The organism is Gordonia sp. 135 (assembly GCF_009720185.1).
GTDB lineage: Bacteria > Actinomycetota > Actinomycetes > Mycobacteriales > Mycobacteriaceae > Gordonia > Gordonia alkanivorans.
Genome location: NZ_CP046257.1, coordinates 2,391,590 through 2,407,776 on the forward strand (window position 1 = coordinate 2,391,590; position 16,187 = coordinate 2,407,776).

18 protein-coding genes are annotated in these 16,187 nt (G+C 65.7%); 8 read left to right on the forward strand and 10 right to left on the reverse strand.

The genetic code is table 11. The features are described from left to right. Nucleotides 1-7: 7 nt before the first annotated feature. Entirely contained in the window at nt 8-481 is a 474-nt protein-coding gene (locus GKZ92_RS10750; protein ID WP_230461931.1) for a GyrI-like domain-containing protein, read from the forward strand. Between the two features lie 157 nt (nt 482-638). On the opposite strand, the gene GKZ92_RS10755 is transcribed toward GKZ92_RS10750, so the two are convergent. From GKZ92_RS10755 to GKZ92_RS10785, 7 genes are all read right to left on the reverse strand, one after another. Next, on the reverse strand, nt 639-1,790 hold the full coding sequence (locus GKZ92_RS10755; RefSeq protein ID WP_035752344.1) for an SRPBCC family protein: 1,152 nt from the start codon (nt 1,788-1,790) through the stop codon (nt 639-641). Next, nucleotides 1,787-3,016 (reverse strand): oxygenase MpaB family protein, encoded by a 1,230-nt coding sequence (locus GKZ92_RS10760; RefSeq protein ID WP_035752347.1) that lies wholly within the window; start codon nt 3,014-3,016, stop codon nt 1,787-1,789. Before GKZ92_RS10760 ends, GKZ92_RS10755 begins: the two co-directional genes overlap by 4 nt. A gap of 32 nt (nt 3,017-3,048) precedes the next feature. Next, nucleotides 3,049-3,678, reverse strand: coding sequence for a TetR/AcrR family transcriptional regulator (locus tag GKZ92_RS10765; RefSeq protein ID WP_035752350.1), 630 nt, complete (start codon nt 3,676-3,678; stop codon nt 3,049-3,051). A 105-nt stretch (nt 3,679-3,783) separates the two neighbouring features. Further along, the gene (locus GKZ92_RS10770; RefSeq protein ID WP_006357554.1) at nt 3,784-4,785 is read right to left on the reverse strand and encodes an alpha/beta hydrolase; all 1,002 of its coding nucleotides are present in this window, start codon (nt 4,783-4,785) and stop codon (nt 3,784-3,786) included. A 58-nt stretch (nt 4,786-4,843) separates the two neighbouring features. Beyond that, complete coding sequence (locus tag GKZ92_RS10775) at nt 4,844-6,346, reverse strand: APC family permease (protein ID WP_035752354.1); 1,503 nt, start codon at nt 6,344-6,346, stop codon at nt 4,844-4,846. Nucleotides 6,347-6,474: 128 nt separating this feature from the next. Further along, complete coding sequence (locus tag GKZ92_RS10780) at nt 6,475-7,137, reverse strand: enoyl-CoA hydratase-related protein (protein ID WP_035752356.1); 663 nt, start codon at nt 7,135-7,137, stop codon at nt 6,475-6,477. 43 nt (nt 7,138-7,180) lie between these two features. Further along, nucleotides 7,181-7,804: a helix-turn-helix domain-containing protein gene (locus GKZ92_RS10785; RefSeq protein ID WP_035752359.1), complete on the reverse strand. Its 624-nt coding sequence runs from the start codon at nt 7,802-7,804 to the stop codon at nt 7,181-7,183. Between the two features lie 122 nt (nt 7,805-7,926). On the opposite strand from GKZ92_RS10785, the gene GKZ92_RS10790 reads away from it, so the two are divergent. The 4 genes from GKZ92_RS10790 to GKZ92_RS10805 all read left to right on the forward strand — a co-directional run bounded on the left by GKZ92_RS10790 (nt 7,927) and on the right by GKZ92_RS10805 (nt 10,044). Beyond that, entirely contained in the window at nt 7,927-8,559 is a 633-nt protein-coding gene (locus tag GKZ92_RS10790) for an LGFP repeat-containing protein (protein WP_035752551.1), read from the forward strand. A gap of 22 nt (nt 8,560-8,581) precedes the next feature. Then, the gene (locus GKZ92_RS10795) at nt 8,582-9,196 is read left to right on the forward strand and encodes an AMIN-like domain-containing (lipo)protein (RefSeq protein WP_035752361.1); all 615 of its coding nucleotides are present in this window, start codon (nt 8,582-8,584) and stop codon (nt 9,194-9,196) included. A 66-nt stretch (nt 9,197-9,262) separates the two neighbouring features. Next, nucleotides 9,263-9,718 carry a nitroreductase/quinone reductase family protein gene (locus GKZ92_RS10800; protein WP_035752364.1) on the forward strand — a complete coding sequence of 152 codons (456 nt, stop codon included), beginning with the start codon at nt 9,263-9,265 and terminating at the stop codon, nt 9,716-9,718. Nucleotides 9,719-9,840: 122 nt separating this feature from the next. Further along, nucleotides 9,841-10,044, forward strand: a complete 204-nt coding sequence (locus GKZ92_RS10805; RefSeq protein ID WP_230461933.1) for a hypothetical protein — start codon at nt 9,841-9,843, stop codon at nt 10,042-10,044. Nucleotides 10,045-10,212: 168 nt separating this feature from the next. On the opposite strand, the gene GKZ92_RS10810 is transcribed toward GKZ92_RS10805, so the two are convergent. Beyond that, nucleotides 10,213-11,541: an oxygenase MpaB family protein gene (locus GKZ92_RS10810; protein WP_035752367.1), complete on the reverse strand. Its 1,329-nt coding sequence runs from the start codon at nt 11,539-11,541 to the stop codon at nt 10,213-10,215. A 240-nt stretch (nt 11,542-11,781) separates the two neighbouring features. Here GKZ92_RS10810 and GKZ92_RS10815 point away from each other — a divergent pair, with 240 nt between their 5' ends. Further along, on the forward strand, nt 11,782-12,429 hold the full coding sequence (locus GKZ92_RS10815; RefSeq protein WP_035752370.1) for an LGFP repeat-containing protein: 648 nt from the start codon (nt 11,782-11,784) through the stop codon (nt 12,427-12,429). A 33-nt stretch (nt 12,430-12,462) separates the two neighbouring features. Here the strand turns inward: GKZ92_RS10815 and GKZ92_RS10820 are convergent, their stop codons facing one another. After that, nucleotides 12,463-12,852, reverse strand: a complete 390-nt coding sequence (locus GKZ92_RS10820; protein WP_035752373.1) for a DUF1304 domain-containing protein — start codon at nt 12,850-12,852, stop codon at nt 12,463-12,465. Between the two features lie 250 nt (nt 12,853-13,102). On the opposite strand from GKZ92_RS10820, the gene GKZ92_RS10825 reads away from it, so the two are divergent. Next, nucleotides 13,103-13,936, forward strand: a complete 834-nt coding sequence (locus tag GKZ92_RS10825) for a DUF4436 family protein (protein ID WP_035752376.1) — start codon at nt 13,103-13,105, stop codon at nt 13,934-13,936. Between the two features lie 394 nt (nt 13,937-14,330). After that, a complete protein-coding gene (locus GKZ92_RS10830) occupies nt 14,331-14,708 on the forward strand; it encodes an SRPBCC family protein (RefSeq protein WP_040003998.1) in 378 nt (125 codons plus the stop codon). A gap of 205 nt (nt 14,709-14,913) precedes the next feature. Here the strand turns inward: GKZ92_RS10830 and GKZ92_RS10835 are convergent, their stop codons facing one another. After that, nucleotides 14,914-15,609, reverse strand: coding sequence for a hypothetical protein (locus tag GKZ92_RS10835; protein ID WP_155225241.1), 696 nt, complete (start codon nt 15,607-15,609; stop codon nt 14,914-14,916). Nucleotides 15,610-16,187 lie beyond the last annotated feature (578 nt).

Here is a 16,187-nt window from a genome sequence, read left to right on the forward strand (position 1 = left end):
GAAGTGCATGGAGGAGTCCCGGACCGCCCAGGTGACAGCCGTTGCGAGGTCCACGTTGGCAGTCGAGGAGATCGGGCCCTGGCTGAACAAGACCTACGGGGACATCGATCGCGTGCTGTCGGAACGTCAGGCGGGTCCCACCGGGCCGCCCTTCGCTCGCTATCGCATGCTCGGTGAAGGCCGATTCGAGATCGAGGCAGGGTTTCCCACGACGTCGCCGATCGACCCGGTCGGCGACGTCGGGCCCTCCGAACTACCGGGCGGGCAGGTCGCCGTCACCACCCACGCCGGACCCTACGACGCGATGGAGCCGGCGTACAAGGCTCTGGAGACGTGGGTGAACGAGCACGGCGGGAAGGCCGGCGATCCCTGGGAGGTCTACTTCAGTGATCCCTCCACCGATCCGGCGGGCTGGCGAACCGAGATCGTCCAGCCCTTTCGACCCACCGAACCGGAGTTGACGGCGGGTACCGGTCGCTGAGGCCCGCAGTTCGGGCGGCGTCGTAGCGGCGACGATCCCGGGAGGGTTCGTGACCTCGAGCGTTCGGCGAATCCGCAGTGGTCCGACCGCCAGGTGACCAGAAGCGCCAGAGCCGGCAGGAGTTCGGCGATGTCGGCCCAGTAGTACGTGAGCGCGACTAGGCCGGCCCGGTTTGCGACGACGCTCGTTGCACTGCCGCTTCGAACGCTTGAACCCGGTGGCGGGACACGTCGTATCCCGTCCTGGCCAGGAGTGAGTCGCGCATCCCGGTGTTGACCCGGCCGGCGATACTCGTCCACCACGGCTTGTGACTACGGGGTAGATCCGCGAGCAAACGGTCGGAGGCGACGGTGAACACCGGTGCGAGTCGCAGGTAATCGGGACGGAACTCGCGAAGGTCACGGTCGGGGTATCGGTCCAGGTGAAGCGCGGCCAGCGCACGCGGTAGGTCGGCGTCGATGTGCGCGGCCACTCCCGCGAGGAGTCCTTTCACGACCGGCTCGTGCGGCCGGTCCGGATCGACGATCTCGCACGTCGACCACGCGACCTGCCATGCGTCCTCGACTACACCCCCGTTGCGGTAGGCGTCGAGGTTGCCGGCGTAGTACCGGTGGAAGACCGGGATCAGGGCGAGGACCCAATCAGGGTGTGTGAGGCCGAGTTCCAGTCTTCCGGTGGCCGCCTCGATCATGGTTTCGGTGACGTACTGATAGACCCTGGCGAACCACTGCTTGGGGTCGTCCGCGCCGGCGAGCTCGTCGGCGATCTCCTGCTGCAACACACGGATCTCGAGGGCTGAGGAGACGAGGTCGTCCAGGTTGTGAGCGGTCCTCCGGGGAAGTTCGTCCGGAGAGGTCAGCGTCGCCGTGTCGAGGTCTCGGGCCAGCGACTCCATCTCCGTCAGCGAGCGCTGCACCTCGCGTCGGATCTGCCAAGCCATCAGATGCGACAACGGACGGGGGAAGAGCGTCATGTCCACCGTCCACTGCACCTCGACACCCTCCGAGGTCTCGACGACGCGCTGCTCGCCCCGATGTTCCACCAGCAGCGGACCCCCGTCGTAGACCCGGTAACGGAAGGTTCGTGGGAACTCTGCGTACTCGACGACTTCGCGGAGCCGGATCCTTCCGCCGGGGAGCGTGACCATCCGCAGCGCACCGGCGGTGTCGGGACGATCCTGCGGGCCGAGTGAGATAGGAGTGATCGGCGCGGTCGACCACCGGCACATCTGGTCAGGGTCGGTGAGTAGATGCCAGGCGGCCTCCGGGGTGCAGTCGAGGTTCTGCCGGAGGGTGAAAGTGGCGGTCATGCAACGGTCTCCAGGTGTCCTTTGTCAGCGGAGTCATAACGGTTCGAGGCGATACGGCGGAGGTCGAGCCCCAATCTCGAGGTGACGAAACGGAGTTCGCGGCGGGCCACCGCGTGCTCAGAGCCGAGCAGACCGAACCAGCGTGCGATCTCCCTGGACCGGATTGCCGGCCGAGCCAGGGTCACGAGGTGGTGCATCGGTGTGGAGCGCAAACCCATTGCGGTGGCGACCTCGTCGTCAACCCATCTCGCGGACACCGATTCGAACAGAGTCCGTAGGAACGGACGCGACAGGACGTGGACGATGTCGTTCAGTGGACCAGGTAGTCCGAGGTTGGTGCGATAGCCGTCGTCGAGAAGCGCTTTGACGAGTTCCCTGGACTCCGGCGGCGGTTCCAGGCGGAAGTCCTGCGCGATCCGATCAGTGCGGCGAGCGTCGCCGAAGTTGCGGGGGAGTCGGTGCTCCTCGATTCCCATCACCCAGCCGACCCACCTCCAGAGGTGGGTCATCGCTTCCATGTCAGCGCGCGTGTAATGGATTCCGAAGTCTTTGGCGACTCGCAGCGGCAAGACGAGGAAACCTGCGGTGATGGTCAATTGGGAGTAGGTCTGATTGATCGGGACGCCCCACTGCTCGTCGTCCCAGTGGCCGTGCATGTGGAGGTGATGCCGAACCATCGCATGCACCAGCCGGATTCGTAGCGTCTCCGACCATCCGGGTTCGCCGGGGTCCATCATCCCCGGGGCGGTGGCCAGGGTGACCCATCGGCCGGTGGCGACGACGCGATCCCAGGTGCCCTCGGTCAAGCGGCCCGTGGCGACCAGCGGCCGGGTGAATCCGCGTGCCCGGTATCCGTAGATCAGTGACTGGTACAACGTGCTCGACTGGAGTGACCCGAAGCGCCACCAGGCCTCGGCACCCGCACGCGCGAGGGCGGGATCGAACCAGGAGGGAAGGTCCGTCGCCACCTCGAGGAAATGACGCAATGCGGGTGGTGCATCGGAGATCTCGGTGGGGCTGTCGAGGGCCGCGGTGATGTCCGACCATGCCCAACCCCGGCCGGAATACATCTCCGCGATCACCGCATCGGCTGCGGCGTCGCCGAGCATCAGGCCGTCGGCCATCGCGTCGACGGCGTCGGGATGCTCGGCTCTCACGTCCGTCCAGTTGCGCGCGCCGGTGATGGCGGCTGCGCGTTCGGGACTGACTGTCCACACCGAGGTCATAAAATACAGTGTGTCTTTTAGGTGGGCGTCGGTCAAGGTCTGCTGCTCGGTGCTGCGCCTCCCGCGCCTTCGAAGCCTGACCAGATGAGTCGATGCAAGTGGTCGACGAGGTCGGCACGAGGGATGCTTCGCGTTCGTGACCACCATCCGACGGCCGAGGAAACCGCTCCGACGAGGGCGTATGCCCAAGGTTCGGCGGGGGAGTCGTCTGCGCCGCGCGCCCGGAAACCGGCTCGCAGGATGTCTGCGACGGTTTCGACGATGGCACCGGGAGTGTTCTCGGCCGTCTGATCGAGCCGTCCGGTCAGTAGGTGGGCCAGCTGGGGTTCGTCGTCGAACCAGGCGGCCAGGATGTCGATGGCGGCGCGCGTCTGTTCGGCGGGATCGGCGGTTCCGCCGACGACCGAGGTGAGTCGCTCGACAATCCGTCGTGCATGTCTGGTTGCGAGCGCGTCGACCACCCCATCGCGGTCGTTGAACGCCGCGTACACCGCGGAGCGGGTGAGGCCGGCAGCTTTGGCGACTTCCGCGAGCCCGACCGCGGCGCCGGACTGGCGGATGGTCGCCTCTGCGGCGTCGAGCAACATCTCCCGTCGCGCGTCGAGGTCGACCGGGGGTCCCGGTGGTCTACCTCGACCGCGCCGGGTCGATTCTGCGGCCATCTGCACCTCCCGGTCATATCTGCGGTCCTCGTGACCTCAGGACTGCCCGGGGGACAACCCTACTCGCGCACCCGGGGGCGAAGGGGCGGCCAGATCGGTCGAGCCCTACTCGCTGCGAAGCCTGTCGAGGTCGGTCGTGGCCACGACGGAGAGGCGGTCCAGGATCTGCTCGTACGCAGGAGATCGTCGATGCACCAGCGAGGTGTGGGTTTCGCCGGCCACCAGGTGCAACTCGGCGCTGCCGCCCGCCGCCCGGACTGCGGCGGTGTAGTGCCGCGAGTTGTCCGGGTCGACGTCGTCGTCGGCGAGACCGTGGAAGAGGATCACCGGCATTGCGGGATCCAGGTTCTGGATCGGGTCCACCGATGCGTACCGATCGGGCACCTGTTCCGGTGTGCCGCCGAGGATCTGCTTGATGACCCGTCCGTTGCCGTGGTTCACGGCGTAACGCATGTCCAAGGGGCCGGAGATGGAAACCACTCGGGATGGGCCGAATGCCGGACGTGAGCCCACTTCATCGTCGTCGAGGCGGTGTCGCGTGCCTGCCCAGACGGCCAATTGCGCACCGGCACTGTGGCCGATCACCAGCTCGTCGTCGATGCTGAGTTGAGGATGTGCCTCGGCAATCGCGGGTACGTGGTCCAGTGCGCGGGCCACGTCGTGGAAGGTCGTCGGCCAGCCGCCGCCCGTGCCTACGCGGCGATACTCGACGTTGTAGACGGCGAGTCCGCGGGCGGCGAGATCACGGGCCATGTCGTCGAACTGCTCTGCGCCGGCGCGACTCTCCCAGCCGCCGCCGTGAATGATGGTGACGAGAGGAACGGTTCCGTCCCCGTGGTCGCCCGCGGGTAGGTACAGGTTGGCCCAGTTCTCGGCCGGGTCGGCGTCGGCGGGATCGAGATACTCGATGCGTTCGATGTCGATTCCGTCGGAACCCTGCGGGACCGGCGGAGCTGCGGTGGGCGCGTGGGTGGTCTCGGTTGCCGCCGTGGACGAGGGCTGCGGGGATTCGCCGGAATCGGTGGAACATCCGGCGGATCCGACGACGAACACAGCCGCTGCGGCTGTTGCGATCAAATGATGTACGCGCACGCCGAATTCAATCATGCCGGCGGCGGTCTCGGGGTGGGGAAATCGTGACCGAAACCGCGGGCGCCCGGCCGGATCAGACCTCGGCGTCCTGAGGGTCGGGGTCGGTACGACGGTCGGTGTCGGAGAACACGTCCTGTCCGGGTTCGCTGTCGAGGACTTCCCGCCGGAACATCAGCATGAAGCCGAAATACAGACAGCCGACCAGGATCAGCCCGCCCACGATGATCATGGGGACGGTCGCGTCGATGGGGGAGAGCAGGATGACGACAGCACACACCGACCACACCAGGGCGGCCACGGCCACCGGCAACTCGAACCGACCGAGGTCGAAGGCACCGCGCTTGCGGTCCAGGCGTTTGCGGACGGCCAGATAGAGAATGACGACGAGTCCGTAGGTGATCGCGGGGAAAAGAGTGCCCGCGGTGATGAGTTCGATCAGCGCGTCGCCCGGCAGCACGATCATCACGACGATCCCGATGACCAACGGGAGCACGGTGGCCGGGATCGGGGTCTGGGACCGCTTGTTGACCCGTCGCATCACCTGATGCGCCGGGAACCGCCCGTCACGCGACATCGCGAACACCATGCGTGCACACGACGTCAGCGACACCAGTCCGCCGCCGAAGAATGCGATCGCGATCACCACCAACAGGATTCGCTCCATCGGAGCTCCGAACTGATCCCGCATGATGGTCGCCACCGGCGATTCCGACGCGGTCACCTTGGTGATGTCGTCGATCGCCACGGTCAGTCCGATGAGGAACAGCATTCCCAGGATTCCGGCCGCTGCGACCGAGCCGACGATGGCCCGCGGCACCGTGCGGTGCGGATCCTTGGCCTCCTCAGCCATGTTCGCCGCGGAGTCGAAGCCCACCAGTGTTGCCAGGCCGACGATCATCACGGCCATCAAGCCGCCGCCGAAGGCGAAGTATTCTGTTGAATCCGCTGCGACGCCACGTGATCCGAGGTTGGCGGCCGAACCGTCGCCGGTCACGGCGACCGCCACCAGCAGCGCGACCACCAGCAACACCACGATCGTCACCTCGACGCCCACTGCCAGCGAGTTGATCAGCCCGACGAGTCGGGTCGATGCGATCGCGAGCGCCGCTTGCACCAGCAGAATCACGACGGTGAGGATGCGGGCGGTCTGCTCGTCGGGGGTCATGTTGAACAATGGCATCAGGCACTGGCTGGCCATCGCGAAGTCGATTGCCATGAGTCCCACAACGAGGTAACAGAAGGTCAGCCAGCCGAAAATCCAACCCACGCGAGGGTTGGCGAGCCGAGACGCCCACTGGTACGACGATCCACTGAGCGGGATGCGGGCGGCGAACTGGGCGATGACCAACGCCACCAGCATCTGACCGGCCAGCGCGATCAGCCAGGTCCAGATGCCCACCGGGCCCGCGTTGTTCAGCAACATGCCGTAGGTGCCGAAGATCCCGACGGCGACGGAGATGAACGCGAACGATACGGCGAACACCTGGAACGAGCCGAGCGTGCGTTTGAGCTCTGGGGTGTAGCCGAACTCGGCGGACACCTCGTTCGCATCACTGTGGGATGACTGATTGCTCATCTGGCCTCCGCCGCTCAGGTCAGATCAAACCTAGACAGCGACGGTCACGAACGACGCAAAACGCCGAAACGTCCTCCGGTCGGCCTACGCGGTGAACGGGTGCACGAACAGCGAGGGCCTCGGACGGGTCAGTGTGTGTGGCCCTCACGCAACACTTCGGTGACCGAGCGGAACATCGTGGACTTGATGGCGCCGAGGGTGTTCGAGTCCTTGCCGACGAGCGGCTTGAGCCGATCGAGCGCGCTGGAGACGATGGCGTGCTCGTCGGCCACCGAGTCGGCCAGTCCGACTGCGACCGCTTCCGGTCCGGCGTAACGGTGTCCGGTGGTCATGGCGGTCAGTGCGGCCTGGGGTGTCAGCTTGGCCTGGATGAGCGCAGCCATGCCGGGGGTGAACGGGATTCGGATGTCGACCTCGGGGAAGCAGTAGTAGCCACGATCTTCACGCATCACGCGATAGTCGTGAGCGAGGGCGAACATGGCGCCGGCGCCGAACGCATGACCGTTGACCCCGGCCACTGTCGGCAGCGGGAAGTTCAACAGCCGGGCGAAGAGTTCCTGCACCTGTCCGACGTAGGAGTCGGCCTTGTCGCCGTTGGCGAGGAGCCAGTCGAGGTCGAGTCCGTTGGAGTAGAACTTGCCCGAGCCCACGGTCACCAGACCGCGGGCGTCGGATTCGACCTTGTCGAGATGGGTGCTGACTGACTCGAGAAAGCGGGGGGAGAAACGGTTTTCGTCCTCGCCGAGGATCAGGACTGCGATGTCGTCGTGGAATTCCAGTGTTGCGGTCATGTTCGGTTCCTTGTCCGTGGAGAGTTGTTGTCGCAGCGGCTGATCAGTTGGTTCCAGGAGGGGCGAGTGACAGCACGGCGCGGACGGCCGCGGCGAGGCGTTCGCGGACCGCGGCGTCGGCGGTACGTCGGCCGCGGAGAAGGAGGGCGGTCGGGAGCTCGACGACGCAATCTCTGATGACCTCCACCGTCTGGCGGTCGGTGCGTCCCCAGACCGCGTGCGCCAGCGTCCGGAACAGGTCGACGAGAGCTTGATCGAGGTCCCGGAGTTCATCGGCCAGATCGTCGGGTAGATCGGCGTTCCCGAGTAGTTCGCTTCGGTCCACGGTGAGCAGGAATCGCCCGGACAGGGGCTGATCGAGAGCGAAGCGCGCCGGGGCGTCGGCGGCAACGACGACCGCCTCGACGGCGATGTCCCGGCCCCGCCCGGAGTCGAGGGTCGCCTCCACTGCCTCGCGTTGCGCGGTCAGGAAACGCTGTGCGGCGCGCAGCCATACCCGCCCGACGAGACCCGCTCGCGAGCCGAAGGCGTGATAGATCGCACCGTTGGACACTGCCGTCGACTCTGAGAGGGCTCGCACCGTGACTGCAGCAGCGCCCGATTGGACCGCCAGCGCCTCGGCGGCATCGAGCAACTGCTCGAGGTCATGAGTTCTGGGCCGGGGCACGAGAAAACGGTAACAGAGCAGTTGCTCTGTTACCCGCTGTGATCCCCGCCATGCGACTGATTCGTGACGACGCTCGTGAGCTGCCCTAACGATGTACCCGTTGCATCCGTATGATCACGCCCATGTCTGGTCTCTCGTCCCTGATTCGACGCGCCTCACGTGACACCCGCCCCGCCGCCGGCCGTAACCGGTCGCGGTTTGCCTCGGTGGGACTGGCGATCCTGGCCACCGCGATGTCTCTCGTCGTTCTCGCTCCGAACGCCCAGGCCGATCGGGTGATCAACGGGATCGTCGTCGGCGGGAAGATCGAGGAGGCCTACTCCAAGACCGGCGGTTTCTGGAAGTGGGGCGCACCGACCGGTCCCGAACGGGCGTCCGCCAAGCGTGGCCGGTACCAAACCTTTTCCCGCGACGTGTCGTTCTACTGGCACCCGACGGTCGACGCCGGAACGGCTCATCAGGTCGGCGGCGCGATCCGGACTCGCTGGCAGAAGATCGGCGCCGAGCGCGGCGCGCTGGGCTTCCCCACGACCAACGAGTACAAGTCGGGCAAGGGGCGGACCAGCGACTTCCAGGGCGGCACGATCACCTGGTCCAAGAACGGCGGCGCCCAGATCGTCTGGGGCGGGATCTTGCAGAAGTGGCGCGCGCAGGGGGCCGCGAAGGGGTACTACGGCGTTCCGCTCGGCGGCGAGTACCGCATCGGCAGCCGCTTTGCCCAGGACTTCCAGAACGGCACCATCTTCTGGCCCTGATCCCCGGGTAGCGTGGGCGCTCATGATGCGTGTGCGCGCCGCGGTGGTCCTGGTCGCCGCTGCTCTCGTCGTTGCGGGCTGTTCGGCTGCCGACGGTGAGCGTGACAGTGACGTCGGTGTCGCCCCGACGGTGACCGAGACGGTGACGTCGACGCCGCCGTCCGAGACCGGTTCGACGGCGTCCGATGTGCCGACCGATGGCGAGAGCGCCGGTCCGAAGACCGCGCCCGCAGGTGAGGGCGCTCGACTAACCGTCACCGACATCCGTACCGGCTCGCACGACGGATTCGATCGGGTCGTCTACGAGCTCGGGGGCAGCGGCCGGCCCGGTTGGCGCGTCGCCTATGTCGACGAGGCGCTCCAGGACGGAAGCGGCTTCCCGGTCGATGTCGCGGGTGGAGCGATCCTGGAAGTCCAGATCACCGGGTCGGCGTACCCCTTCGACAGCGGGGTCGAGCCGTATGCCGGTCCCGATCCGATTCGTGCACAGCCAGGCGGGTCGGTGGTGGAGGTGCGGGGCGCGCTCGTATTCGAAGGTGTCACACAGTCTTTCATCGGGGTGTCGGAACGCGGAGCTCCTTTCACCGTCGACGTGCTGACCAACCCGACGCGACTCGTCATCGACGTGCAGCGCTGACCGCCGGTGTACCCGCCGCCGTAAACCTAGTACGGTGTACGGAGTAAGGCGCCGGAAGGAGCGAGCATGCCCACGTCACCGCGAACTGTCACGCCGCCGCGCTGGCTCAAGCCGATGAACAAGGTGTTCCTGTTCCTGCAACGCTTCGGTGGGATGAAGGAGTTGCCGGTCCTGATCGTGCCCGGCAGAAAGAGCGGGAAGCCTCGGCGGACGCCGCTGACCGTCGTCGCCGTGGACGGGGGCCGCTACCTCCTCGAAGGATTCCCCGGGGCCGACTGGGCTCGCAACGTCCGCGCCGCCGACGGGCTGGCGCAGCTGTCGATTCGCGGGGACGTGACCGATGTCCGTCTTGTCGAACTGCCCGCCGACCAGGCGGTGCCGGTACTCCGCGCCTGGCCTGAACTGTCGGGCAGTGACGGACCGAAGATGATGAAGGATGCCGGCGTGGTCACCGACGTCACCCCGGACGCTTTCGCCGCCGTTGCGGGACGCTGTGGGGTGTTCCGAATCGACCCCCGCTGACCCGCGCCGCCGGGCTGTGGTGACCTTCGGTCGCCGACGACGGCGATGCGATGTTTACCGATACGAACGAATGGCTATATTCCCTCCCGGTCAACGTATCGGAACACCAGGAGGAACGACGCATGGTCGCACTCATCGTGGGACTGTTCGCCCCAGTGGGGCTCACGGTGTTCACTGTCGGCATGGATCGTTTCCAGCGCCGCATGGAGTATCCCGGCGGCAATCGGCGACGCGACTCGCTCGACACGGCGTCGGAGGCCGGCGCCACGACGCCATGTCCCGACCAACTCCCGCGTGCGGAACCGGCAGTCCTGAAACTCGCCTGACTTCGGTTTTGTTGGTACCGGTTCTCGAGATGGCCGACTGTGGCGCGCCGGCGGCGGAAGTCTGACGGCCGAAGGGGTGCCCCCGGTGCTCTGGCGATGAAGCCTCTGCAAGTCGTCCGGTATCGGTCGCCCCGGCACCGCTGACCGGCCGCCCTGTGCACGGGTCCGTCAGTGTGCGTATTCACGGGAATCGGTTGTGTACTCAGGGATTCCGTAGTCGTCGAGGCGCCTCCTGACGAGTTCGGTGATGTATTGATCGGCGAGATTCTGCAGAACCGGGAGTTTGCCGGCGATGCGGACCGCGGCGAACCGGCCGGTCAACCACGGCGCGGTCGCGGCTGCACGCGCGAGGTCGGCGATCGAGAGGTCGACGCCCATGTCGGCAGCCTTCCTGAGGTTTCCCTCGCAGAAGGCGGCCGCGAAAGCGAGCTTGCTGTAGCTCTTTTCGACGGCGTCGGCTACACGGTCGAAGGGGCTCTCCGTTGGGCGCAGGTAGGCGTCCATCGTGGAGCTGACGAGTTTGCGGCAGTCGTCGTCGTAGCCGTGGCGCAGGGTTGCGGCCCGCGCGTTGAACAGGTCGACGATCTCCTGCGCGGAACCGGGCAGCAGTTCCTCGGGGAGTCCGAGCAGGAACCCGCGGTAGCGATGGAACTCGACCATCGCCCGCTCGTCGTAAGGGAGTTCACGGTTGGCCCTGACTGCCTTGTCTGCCTTCTGATAAGGGCCGATCATGCCTGCGGGGAACTGGTCGATCTGGGGGACCGGCAGGCCGTAGATCCTGGTGTCCCAAGTTCGTTTCCTGCTGTTGCCGTGGCCGGTCCGCTGCAATGCATTGAACCGGACCATCGAATGCATCAGGCGCACCATCACGGTCGCCTCGAAGCCCGGACCGAAACGCCTGAGACCGCCCGGTAGCGCCGTGACCGCGAAGTAGGCGGTGGTCTCGTTGACACGGTGTGCGGCTCGGGTGCCCGACAGCGCGCCGGTGATCGTCATCGGCAGCGCCGCATAGCTGTTGGTGAAGGTCGCGAGGAATGCGCCCCGGGTCATGAAGGGTGACACGAGCGCGGCATACAGACGGGAGTATGCGGCGCCGTCGTCGATGAGATCGAAGTCGATCCAGTCGGGCTTCTCCTGCATCACGGCGATGAGTTCGCCGATCTCCGGGGGAGCGTCCGGAACATTCTCCGCGCCCGCGCGGCATACGCGTCGAACGAGACTCACGAGTTCGGAGACCGGATACTGCGCAGACAGTGCAGCCACCCGATCGGCGGGCACGTCGGCCAGAAACGTCGATGTGTGGACCAGTTCCATCAGACGCGGGTCGTTCAAATACTTGCTGCGATCGCCCAATCGACTCGGCAGCGCAGACTCGACATCGGGGTCGGTGGTGAAACGTTCCGGGGTCGTGTCGAAGTCGAAGTCGCCATACAGCTCGGGCAACTCGTCGGCCTGCCGTGCGACCCGCTCCGCCAGTTCTGGGTAGTAGTGCGCCATCCCGACCTCTCAGTCACCGTCGACGAGTCATTGCTCTCATCGCCATTGGAGCAGGTCTGGCGACCTGCCATGACCGATTTGGGACATTGCATCGAAAACGTCTCACCTGGTGACATGGCATCGAATCGTGTCCGCCTACGATGAGGACCTGCCGACGTGGGGCGTCGAGCCGCTAGACTCCGACACGACACTGGTTCGCGCGTACCGGATTCGCTACGTGTCGATGTCCGAGAGGAAAACATGACGCGTGTGGCTCTCCGTCTTGCCAACCTTGCTGCTGGAATGTTCGTCGTCGCGCTGATCGCTGCCGGCTGCGGTGGTGCCGACGCGAACGACACGTCATCGAAGGCATCATCGGCCGAGGCTTCCGTCTCCCCGTCAGACGCCGACGATCGGACGGTTGCGGAGACCAGCACCCCGGGGACGCCCGCTACGGTGACGATCACGGGGGTGGACGACGTCGCGGTGACTCTGGTCGGCCCGCTCGCAGTCAAATACGCGGCGGCGACCGACGCCCAGAAGCGGGCCATCGGCATACCGCTGACCGGGGATCACAATGCCGGAACCCGAGACAGCGGCGTCGTGTACCAGCAATTCCAACGCGGCGTGATCATCGCGAAGAACGCCAACCCCGGGACACCCGCGTATATCGTCACCTCGGGAAAGATCCGGGATGCATGGAATACCGAACGTGCCCCGGACGGCGTGCCTTTACTCACCGGCAAGAACGGCTCGGCCGGGCCGCTCGGTGTGCCCACGAGCGACGTGACCACCGACGGTGACCTCGAAGTGGTGACTTTCGAGTACGGCACCATCTCGGAGAACACAGCAACCGGCGACGTCATCGTGACGGTCAACGGCAAGGTCGTTCCGTCGGGCCTGAAGTGAGCGGCGGCTGCGTAGGCGAGGAGTTCGCCGGGTTCAGACGATCAGGCCGACGGCGAGCGCGATCACTGCGAGCGAGGGAACCACGCCCTGCTTGAGTGCGGCCGCGATCTTGTCGGGGCTCGAAAGCGCCAGAACCAATGCCGCAGCGACCATCGACGCGGTGCCCGTGAAGACCAGCGTCGCCCCGACGGCGTCAGATCCAATGGCGTACAACACGATTCCGACGAACACCGCGATCGCGAGGAACAGGTTGTAGAACCCCTGGTTGAAAGCGAGTTCCTTCTGAACTGTCGCTTCCTCCACCGTCCCGGTGCCGAACGTCGCGCGGGCGCGCTCGCTCGTCCAGGCGATGGATTCCAGATAGAAGATGAGGACGTGGAGGAGCCCCGCGACCGCGGCGAGTACCAAACCTGCGATGACCATTGTGAACTCCTCACGCGTGCTCGCTTCGTCGGAAGTAGTGCGTTCCGACCAGTGTGCCACTGGGGCGCCTCCTCGGAACCGCTGCGCCCGCCGCGGGATCTTGCCCGGAATAGTCGGTTGCTGCTGCTGACGTGCTCTGCATTCCGAATTCCACCCGGCCCGGAGCGGTATTGGCGTGCACCCATAGACTTTCCGGCAGCCGGCGCCTGCTTACGGCCGCCGAACGGGAGATGAGCGTGGAGGCTGGAGTATGGCGGAGACCGGTAGAAGATTCTCGTGGGTTGTGGCGCTGGCGATCGTGGTCGGCCTGATGATCGCCTATGTCTCCGTCCTGGTGGTCTACGCCAAAGGTGGAACCGATGACGGTGCGGAAGCAAGTAGACCAGTGGCGAACGGCGTCGTGGTGTACCTCGATATCAACACGGTCAACGGCGCCGACTTCGAGGTGGCCGGCACCGTCTCGATCGATGCCGGTGGTGATCTGCTCGATGGTCGAGGCGACCTCAAACAGGATCTGACCGTAGACGTTTCGCCGACGGTCTCCGACACCGAGCTGACGTTCCCCGCCGGTACACGCCCCGGGGTTCTGCCGGTGTCGTTGTACAGCGACGGCGACATCCGGCTCTGGCCGTTCGACAGATACGTCGCGGAGTCGGTGACGGTACAGGCGTTCGGTCCGAACGATGCCGCGTTGCCGACAGAGGTCGTGCTGATCGACTCGCTGATCGGCTGGGACATCAAAGCCGGGGACACCGTCGCCGGCGGAAAGGCGTTCCCGGTCACCTCGTCCAGGGCGGCCGCATCGCTGGCCTTTGATCTCGCGTTGTGCGCGATGCTGGTCGTTCTGCCGATCTGCACCCTGTTCGTCTCGATCCAGACGGTCCGCCACCGCAAGGCGTTTCAGCCTCCGATGGTGACCTGGTTCGCCGTGATGCTGTTTGCCGTGCTACCCCTGCGCAACATCTTCCCCGGTTCGCCCCCGTTCGGATCATGGGTCGACTACTCGGTGGTTCTCTGGGTCCTCGGTGGTCTCGTCGCGTCGCTCGCGCTGTATGTCGTCGCGTGGTGGAAACAGGCTCCCTGATCCGGGGCACGTTGAAACGCGCGTAGCCTTTGCGGGTCCTCCCGGGATCGCGGTGACGACGCCTGGGCGCGATCGGTTCGTCGTCAGGTTTGGCCGGCACTCACGTAGACAACCCGGGGCGCTCGTTCACAGGCGCACCCTACTCGCGCAACCCAGATGGACGGCCACGTCCGGGAGTGGCGACGAGTGCCGTCCCGACCACGTTCTGCGACGATGGTTCGATGTTGCGTAACACCTTCGACCACGGCAGTCCTGCACCGCGGGGGTGGAAACGGCTGCTGCAAGACGTCGACTGGGCGCGGGAGCTGTTCGGTCGGGCCGAACGATGAGTTGTCCGGCGACTCCAGCGTCGCTGATGTCGGCTCTGCGGGTCCGCACTTCGTTCCGCCACGGCATGCCGACGACCGAATTGCGGATGAACCTGCCCCCCGAAGCGGTGTGGGCAACGATCACCGATGTGAACGCCTGGCCGAGATGGGGGCCCACTGTCACAGGGGCACGCGTGAACGGAGACGTCGAGTTGGCGTCCGGGGCACGCGGGACGATCACGACTATCGCTGGGGTGCCGCTGCCTTTCGAGGTCACCGAGTTCGTGGATGGACGGTTGTGGGCCTGGAGGGTGGCAGGTGTGAACGCGACGCGGCACGAGGTGATTCCGATGGCGGGCGGCTGCGTTCTCAGCTTCGGCGCGCCGGTCTGGGCAGCGGCGTATCTGCCGGTGATGGCCTTTGCGTTGCCGCGCATCGAACGGATCGCGGCGCGTCTGGAATAGGGGACGGGCCGTGGTGTCAGGGTCGCGTGCGCTGGGCCTGGTATTCGACCATTTCTTGGGAGAGGAGTTGGCGTATTCGTGGATTGTGACTGCAGGCGACCGCGAGGAGTGTCAGTAGTATCCAGCTGCTCAGTGCGCTGGCGACGACCACGACGAAGGCTGTGGTGTTGCCGCCGGTGATGTGGTCGCCGGCGCTGTGGCGGGCCTAGAGCCGCCAGTAGATCATGAGGTTGACCGTGAGCCCGATCCCGTAGGACAGCAGATACGGGACCCAGGTGCCGTCTCGCAGACGAGCCGAGAAGGGCTCTTGGCGTAGGGGGAAGACCACCGAGAGTACGTTGCCCACTCCCAGCCAGATGAAGACCATCGTGATGAACTGGTCGACCATCGCGATGGGGTTGGTGCCGGCGGTGAGGGAGAGCACGGCCATCACCGGCGTGCCGGCTGCCGTCACCAGGACCGCCATTGCGAGATTCTTGACGATCAGCAATTGCCAAAGGCGTTGACCACCTGTCAGCCGGCGGCGTACTCGGCCGGCTTCGAAGCACAGAGCGTTGGTGCACACCACGCTTCCGACGATCACCGAGAACACATACAGGGTCAGTGATGCGGCGTCGTCGTACCGTCTCCATCCCAGGGTGTGGTAACTCACCACCAGCGCCGCGCTCAGAGCCAGGGTGATGGCGATACGCAGCAGTATCGAACGCGGTTGCCCGGCGACTATGTGACGTATTTCGGCAATGACGTCGCGGCCCAGCCCTGGGAGGGAGTCGGTGAACCTGAGTGCGGCGATTCGGCTCAAGGCTCGTCGGTTGGGCGTGGGCGTCGGTATCCCGGCTGCCCGCGCCGCGGCCAGAGTCGCCTGAGCGACAGCAACGTTGGCCAGAGACGCTGCGATCACGGCGTCGGCCGTCGCTTGATGTGGCGTGGGTGCTGTGCCGGAGTCGGCCACGACTGCGAGCACAGTGTTTTCGGCGCGTTGGGTCCAGAGAGGTGAAGCCCCCTCTGCGGCAATGTCTTTGATCGGGCCATCGGCGAGCCGACTAGGACGTCGGGATCTTCGCCTCAATGGGCGTTCCAACCCAACGATGCAGGAATGCGCGTAGTTCCTCTGGCGAACGAGGAGGGTCGCCGGGGTCGACGAGGAGTGACTGGACGAATCGGAGCATGACCTCGAGTTCGCGGATGATGCAACTCGCTACCGACTACTTGACATAATTACTATTATCGGCACTTGTAAATCACTGGGGGAGAGTATCTTTCAAGCGCTCCTTACATAACATCGAGAGATCGCGGGGACCTGAAGTGTTGCTCGTGGCGGTGCTCGCGCATCGATGTCAAACCATCTGGGCCGGCGTCACCCTCGCTGGTCCAAAAGGTTGGTGGAGAACGCCCCGGCCGGCGGCGACGGCGGAGTAGCGGCCACGCCGATCGGCCACGCCTGCTGTACTTCGTAGCGCAAACCTTCGAGCGGGTCAT